Origin of the sequence: Bartonella sp. AP57NXGY (assembly GCF_042195805.1) — a bacterium.
In the GTDB taxonomy this organism is placed as follows: domain Bacteria; phylum Pseudomonadota; class Alphaproteobacteria; order Rhizobiales; family Rhizobiaceae; genus Bartonella.
In genome coordinates this window covers 1-2,087 of the sequence record NZ_JBHIOZ010000203.1, presented here as the reverse complement: position 1 = coordinate 2,087, position 2,087 = coordinate 1, and the positions used below count along the sequence as shown (strand labels likewise).

Below are 2,087 nucleotides of genomic sequence, written 5' to 3'. Positions count from 1 at the left end.
GAAAAATTGATCATCTAATCAGTATTGCTAACGAAAAAGAAGGGGTGCGTGTTTTGGTGCAAAGAGATGGGGCAGTAAAAAATCGCTTGTTGGTGCTTTTGCTGGGTAATGGCGTGGTGTCATTTGGCGGTTGGATTGATTATATCGTGATTTTGACCGTATCTGTGTTCACGTGGAAAGCTGATCAATATGACGTCGCTTTTATTGGAGCGGCAACATTATTACCTGGTATCGTTCTGTCTAAGCCAATTGGAATGTTGGTAAGTCACCGTTCTATGATCCATTGGTTGCGGGCGTCACTGCTGTTACGGGCACTCTGTACTGTCGGTTTATTGATGGCGACGAGTCTGCAAGGATTTATTATACTGGCAGTTATTCGAGCGACATTCAACAGTCTAGCCATGCCTGCAATTTCCGTTCTCAGTGCAAATTCGGTGCCTGAAAACGGACGGACTCGTTACTATTCTGTGCTTAACATGATCAATAGCGCGGCAAAGATGATAGGACCTGCTTTGGGGAGTGCTCTGTCTGTACTTTTATCAGATACCTATACTTTATTGTTTTCTGGATTTTTGACATTGCTAGGCTTTATGGTGTTTTGTTGTCTTGGTGCACAACCTGTCTCGTCGCTCATGATAAAAACAGCGAATACCATAAAATCAAAGCAGAGGCTTTATGGGACAACTTGGTATGCCTATGTGGCGGTGATGTTTGTGTATTTTGCCATGATCTTTATGGTGAATAATCAGTTGCCGGTTATTCTTAGTGCAATGAAAATGAATAAACAGGCTCTTGGGATGCTGGTATCGGCTTCGGCAATCGGTAATTTTCTCTATGGATTTTGGAGTGTGAAACAATCAAAGCATAAACCCCTTACAGGCAAAATATCAGAGTTGTTAATGCCGGCAATGTCAACAATGATTGGTTTTGTCATGATCTCAGTGTGCTTTTTTTACTTTGATTTACTCCGTATTGAGACTTTGTTGCTCTGTTTTTTCCTTATTGGAATGGTTAGCGCTTACTTTTCCATATCTTCTAATGTTTATCTGGTAAGCAATTTCAATGAACAGATTGGATTGGCTTCCGGATGGGTGCAGTCTATACAAAATTTAGCTATGTTGGTGGCGCCGTTTGTTGGAGCGTTTGTTTTAGGTCACACTTCGGCTGGAAAATTGTTCCTTCTTTCTGGATTGAGTGGATTATTCTGTTTATTGGCTATCAGGATATTGCTGAACCGTTCTTTGTTAATTGTTCGATCTCAATGATTGGCTCATCAATAAAACAAATGTTTTAAATCATTTTTCTGAGATTTAGAGGACGTGGAGATAATCCAACATAGAGCAGCTTTTTTGACGTTATAGGTTTAATCTTTGATTTTTACTTAAACGCTCATATGTTTTTTTCGGGGCTTTGCCTTCTTGATACGGTTCCACTGTCTCGTAAACGCAATAGGGGGCATGGTTTTGAGCGACAATGTCATTTTTGTTTAACTCCGCTTTGCTACAAATAGTCAAACTTAAAAACTCAGCTGCCAATCCTTAATCAGCTTGACTTGAAGCAATAATGGAAACAGAAAACGAGGAGCTATAGTGTGAATTATCTTATATGCCATAAAACATCACTCTTGGAGGTATGGTGATATCAGGTATGGGAAACTTTAGGCGGGGGTATGTTAATTGTTGCTCTTTTTCCTAATCAGAAATTAACCATAAGATTGCTTTTTGTTTTTTCGGCTGGAGGTCTCTAAAATTTTTTAAAAGGGTGTGTTCTTTTTCGCTATAGGTTTCTTGATCACGGTGTGGGGTATTTTCTTTTGTTGAGATATCTTCTTTTGTAGCAATGTCTGCATAAAAAAAGCTTATAGGAACTTCCAGTTTTTGGGCGATTTTGAGTAAACATCCTACGCTTACACGATTTAAGCCTTTTTCGTATTTTTGGATTTGTTGGAAACTGACACCTAAATGGCTTCCTAATTCTTTTTGGGAAAGGCTCATTGAAATGCGTCTGTGGCGGATTCTTTTGCCTATCAAAATGTCGATAAAATGTGGATTTTTAGTTGGCACTTCAAGCCCCCCTCCGGTTGCGAG

General features: G+C 39.6%; 2 protein-coding genes. One reads left to right on the top strand and one right to left on the bottom strand.

Features of this window, described 5'->3' with window-relative positions; genetic code table 11:
- Positions 1 to 1,265, top strand: a 1,265-nt coding sequence (locus tag ACFIL8_RS09470; protein WP_375689574.1) for an MFS transporter, incomplete at its 5' end; no start/stop codon positions are given.
- A 426-nt stretch (positions 1,266 to 1,691) separates the two neighbouring features.
- Here ACFIL8_RS09470 and ACFIL8_RS09465 read toward each other — a convergent pair.
- Positions 1,692 to 2,063, bottom strand: coding sequence for a helix-turn-helix domain-containing protein (locus ACFIL8_RS09465; RefSeq protein ID WP_375681374.1), 372 nt, complete (start codon positions 2,061 to 2,063; stop codon positions 1,692 to 1,694).
- Between the last annotated feature and the right edge of the window lie 24 nt (positions 2,064 to 2,087).